4 protein-coding genes are annotated in these 4,818 nt (G+C 48.7%); 3 read left to right on the forward strand and 1 reads right to left on the reverse strand.

All coding sequences use genetic code 11. The features are described 5' to 3' along the window. The first annotated feature begins 381 nt into the window (after positions 1 to 381). On the forward strand, positions 382 to 1,020 hold the full coding sequence (locus H6F50_RS03930) for a Uma2 family endonuclease (RefSeq protein ID WP_190426542.1): 639 nt from the start codon (positions 382 to 384) through the stop codon (positions 1,018 to 1,020). A gap of 184 nt (positions 1,021 to 1,204) precedes the next feature. Here the strand turns inward: H6F50_RS03930 and H6F50_RS03935 are convergent, their stop codons facing one another. Further along, entirely contained in the window at positions 1,205 to 1,759 is a 555-nt protein-coding gene (locus tag H6F50_RS03935; protein WP_190426544.1) for a GNAT family protein, read from the reverse strand. A gap of 248 nt (positions 1,760 to 2,007) precedes the next feature. Between H6F50_RS03935 and H6F50_RS03940 the strand changes: the two genes are divergently transcribed. Together H6F50_RS03940 and H6F50_RS03945 are read left to right on the forward strand one after the other, a co-directional pair. After that, positions 2,008 to 3,357, forward strand: coding sequence for a cytochrome P450 (locus tag H6F50_RS03940; protein WP_190426558.1), 1,350 nt, complete (start codon positions 2,008 to 2,010; stop codon positions 3,355 to 3,357). A gap of 373 nt (positions 3,358 to 3,730) precedes the next feature. Continuing rightward, on the forward strand, positions 3,731 to 4,818 hold a 1,088-nt coding region (locus H6F50_RS03945), incomplete at its 3' end, for an aspartate kinase (protein WP_190426561.1).

Here is a 4,818-nt window from a genome sequence, read left to right on the forward strand (position 1 = left end):
CGGCTACAGGTAGATTGTTGTGCCTGGAAAGTCTGCCATAAGAGGTATTCAGCACACGTTTAAGCCGATGTTTGGGAATGGCGCGATCGCGAAGCGCTGACTTGTCAGTTCGCAATGAGAATGAAAAAAGACGCGATCGCCCTTTTGACTTGCCTTGTTACTCTAAACTCGAATATTCACATTGCCTAAATTACCGATTCATTGCTTCCAAAGGGTTTTCCAAAAATTTCTCCTCATCAATTTTTATGAGTTTAGGAAAGGATTAATCAGCCTTCTGATCGGGCACTCTATGCTTTTTTAAGGCAGAACTTTTTTGTTGCGCTGCGACACGATGGTTAGGTGCGATACAAGGATTACAGTGGAGATGGAGGTATAAGTCCAATGTTTGCAGTTATCACACCAGAGAAAATCCAGTTACCCGCAGGCGCAGTGGTGCGGCTACCCGGTAGTTGGCAGGACTATCAAGCACTAACTGAACAACTAGGCGATCGCTCAATACCGCGCATTAAGTATCGACCCGGAGAGATTCTGTTAATGTCACCGCTACCCCGACACGGACGCGAAGCCCACGTTATTGCAATGGTCGTAATAGCTCTCCTAGACCATTTAGGGCGGGACTACGAAGCGTTTACCCCAATCACAATGGAACTGCCAGAGATTAGCGGCATTGAACCGGACTACTGCTTCTATATCGATAATTGGGCAGCAGTTGCAGGCAAAGACCGCATCAATTGGGAAATAGAGCCATCGCCCGATTTGGTAATTGAGATAGATGTAACCAGCTACACGGATGTAAATGACTACCTGCCCTATCGAGTGCCGGAAGTTTGGTTGTATAAAAAGAACCAACTTAAGATTTACCAATTGCAGAGCGATCGCTACACGATTGTAACCAGTAGCCGTTTTTTTCCCAATATTAATGCTTTAGCATTCATCACCGAGTGTTTCCGAATTGCCTCCGAGCGCAATACCAGCGTTGCGATTCGGGAGTTACGACAAAAATTAGCAAGTGAGAATTAAATCCGAAAAATACAGAAGATGATAGTGCGATCGCAATCGGGAGTCGCTGGTCAGCAGAGTTGTTAAAGTTAGTGGCTCTTGTGTAAATCTATGGGTGGCGTCATAGAGACACCAAGGAACTCAAGGACAGTTTGCTTCAAGCGTTCTCAAAGAATTGTCAAATGGGGAGTTGCGTTAGATGAAATCAGTCTTGTTTCTTAATCTGCTCCCACTCCTCGCGCAATATTCCCATGCACAGCGTATCAACGTATCTGCCGTCATACCATTCGTGACCCCGGAGGCGACCTTCTTCCACAAATCCACAGGATTGATAACAGCGAATCGCTCGTTCATTCCTTGAGTTTGTCCTTAACCAAACTCGATGTAGATTCCAGTATCGAAACGCATAATTCAGCAGCAATGCGATCGCTTCACGACCGTAGCCACGTCCCCAATATTCCTTATCCCCAATTGCAATGCCTAATTCGCAGACACGCGCCACCCCCTGAAATATATCAAAACCAACCAAGCCGCACTGCCCAATGAACTTGCCATCTGCCTCGATCGCAAACCAGGTGCCATCTCGTCCACCTTTGGCGGCATTTTGATCAAACTCTGCTTGCAGTCGTTCCAGGGATTGGGGTATCGGTGGATCGCCTCCACCTGCCAATTCAACGGCTAAATCATTGTTAAACTCGCACAGTTTCGGTAGATCGTCTCGCCGTATACCCCGTAGCGTTACTCGTTCTCCCTTCAACATCGCTGATTGTCCTTGATTTTATGTCTGTACTCATCCATATCAAGTTTGTCAGGAGGCGGTAATGATTCATACAAAAGAAGAAAACAAGTTGGGAGTTGGAATAGCCGGGTGAATTTTAAAAGCTGTCGCTCTGTCTAAAATGTCCTGCCACCCTAAGGCAGCTCCTCTTGACACTCCCTATTGCAATTACGATATTTAATCGTATCGATATTAATTCGATCCATTTGCTGTGGAGCCGAGAGGAAACAATGACAACGACCAAACAAGCGCGATCGCTACCTTTACCTCCTGGGAGCTTTGGTCTACCAATTATTGGCGAAACCATTAGCTTTTTACGCGATCCAAACTTTGTACAGAAGCGACACCAGCAATATGGACAAATCTTCAAAACTCATGTATTGGGTTGTCCTACCATCTTCTTGATTGGAGCCGAGGCAACCCGCTTTCTATTTGCCAACGAGAAACACTACTTTTCTGACGGAATTGCGAATGGTGTCCCCCCGCAGACCAAAGCGTTAATGGGAACGGGATCGGTCGTGATGCAGATGGGGGATAAAAATCTAAGACAGCGCAAACTGCTATCGCAAGCCTTCCAACCTCGCGCACTAGCAGGGTATGCCTCCACAATGGAGGAAATTACCCGTAGTTATCTCCACAAATGGGAGCTTTTGGGTCAGTTTTCCTGGTACTCGGAACTCAGAAAATACACGCTGGATGTGGCTTGTAAGTTGCTGATAGGAACCGAAGCTGCCAGCGATCGCGATTTTGGCAAGTGGTATGAAATTTGGGGAAAGGGGCTACTTTCCATCCCCGTACCCTTACCTTGGACAAAGTTTGGTCGGGCGTTACGGTGTCGCAAGCTGATACTGGCGCGAATTGAGAAGATAGTCAAAGAGCGTCAACAACAAGCTACATCAACTCAGGATGTGTTGGGGTTATTGTTGCAAGCGCGAGATGAACAAGGAAACACTCTGAGTTTGCAGGAACTCAAAGAGCAACTTCTGACCCTATTATTTGCGGGTCACGATACGTTGTCATCTGCCCTTTCTTCGCTATGTCTTCTATTAGCGCAGCATCCAGAAGTTAAAGAGGCTATCCGTGCAGAGCAAAAGCAATTGGGGTTTCCCCAACCGCTGACGCTGGAGCATCTGAAGCAGATGACCTATCTAGAGCAAGTCTTGAAGGAAGTTCTGCGAGTCTTTCCTCCATCAACGGGTCCTAGAGAAGTCATTGAATCTTGCGATCTTAATGGCTACTTAATCCCCAAAGGTTGGAAGGTGCTTTATCACAGCGGTACGACTCATCAAGATAGCCGCATCTATACTCAGCCAGAATGCTTTGACCCAGAGCGGTTTGCACCCGAACGGGCGGAGGATAAACAAAAACCGATGAGCTATATCCCCTTTGGTGGGGGACTGCGAGAATGTTTGGGCAGAGAGTTTGCCAAGCTGGAGATCAAGCTGTTTGCCGCGTTGTTAGTCCGCGAGTATGAGTGGGAACTGCTTCCCGGACAAAACTTGGATATGGTGATGCTACCGACAGTCTATCCCCGCGAGGGTTTAAAGGTGAAGTTTTGGCGGAGAGTGCAGCATGGCTAGGAAAGCGCCTCGCAATGCTTATCAAATCGCACTAAAGCTGTATAGTGGGCGATGCCCACGCAACTAACACGGCTATCTTTGAATTTGTGCATCTGGAATTTTTAGCGATCGCATCATCCTTGAAAATCCGCAAGCCCTTCACCCTATCTCCACACTCCCCGCGATAGATGTTTGACGATAATCAATCAACACAATCTAAAGTCAGCCTGTTTTGTCCCAGCAAGTCTGATAATTTAATTAGGTTAAATTAAGATGCCTTGCCGTGTCAGCCTGTCGCACCTTTGGTGTGCTTACGAGCTTGGGCAGGCTTGGTTTGTGTAGCCACAGGCTAAAGCCTGTGGGTATATCCCTAGGCAGGATTGGTGAGAGAATTATGGCGTTAATTGTCCAGAAATACGGTGGCACTTCAGTTGGTTCGGTGGAACGCATTCAGGCAGTCGCTCAGCGGGTTTTAAAAACAGCCCAGATGGGCAACTCGCTGGTTGTCGTAGTTTCGGCAATGGGGAAGACGACTGATGGATTGGTGAAATTAGCCAACCAAATCTCTACAAATCCCTCTCGTCGGGAAATGGATATGCTGCTCTCTACTGGCGAGCAAGTCTCAATCGCCTTGCTGAGTATGGCATTGCAGGAATTGGGACAGCCAGCGGTTTCTCTCACCGGGGCACAGGTGGGAATTGTTACGGAAGCCGAACACACCCGCGCCCGGATTCTGCATATCCAGACACATCGGGTGGAACGTCATTTAGACGCGGGTAAGGTGGTTGTGGTGGCGGGTTTCCAAGGCATCACCAGTACCGAAGAGTTGGAAATTACCACCTTGGGGCGCGGCGGTTCCGATACTTCGGCGGTAGCACTGGCGGCAGCTTTACGAGCAAGCTGTTGCGAAATCTACACCGATGTGCCAGGAATTTTTACGACCGATCCCCGGTTAGTGCCAGAAGCCCAGCTGATGGAGGAGATTACCTCTGATGAAATGCTTGAGTTAGCCAGCTTAGGGGCAAAGGTGCTGCATCCCCGCGCGGTGGAAATTGCCCGAAATTATGGCGTAGAGTTGGTGGTGCGTTCCAGCTGGACGGACGATCCGGGGACTAGGGTGATTTCTCCAATGCCTAAGCCGCGATCGCTCCAAGATTTAGAAATTGCCCGTCCTGTGGATGGGGTAGAATTTGACACCGACCAAGCGAAAATAGCGCTGCTGCGGGTACCCGATCGCCCCGGCGTGGCGGCGCGGCTATTTGGTGAAATTGCCCATCAAGCCTTAGATATCGACCTAATTATCCAGTCGATTCACGAAGGCAATACGAACGATATTGCATTTACAGTTAGCAAAAACGTCATTAATCGGGCGGAAGCTGTAGCCGCAGCGATCGCGCCCGCCCTCCGCAGCTCAAACAACCCAGAAGACGGAGAAGCCGAGGTGATGGTAGACAGGCAAATTGCCAAAGTCTCGATCGCGGG

The sequence above is a fragment of the Coleofasciculus sp. FACHB-712 genome, from assembly GCF_014695635.1.
In the GTDB taxonomy this organism is placed as follows: domain Bacteria; phylum Cyanobacteriota; class Cyanobacteriia; order Cyanobacteriales; family FACHB-T130; genus FACHB-T130.

Bases quoted from the DNA above. Each gene is read 5' to 3' on its own strand.
- H6F50_RS03930 (WP_190426542.1), top strand. From the start codon at position 382: ATGTTTGCAGTTATCACACCAGAGAAAATCCAGTTACCCGCAGGCGCA.
- H6F50_RS03935 (WP_190426544.1), bottom strand. From the start codon at position 1,759: ATGTTGAAGGGAGAACGAGTAACGCTACGGGGTATACGGCGAGACGAT.
- H6F50_RS03940 (WP_190426558.1), top strand. From the start codon at position 2,008: ATGACAACGACCAAACAAGCGCGATCGCTACCTTTACCTCCTGGGAGC.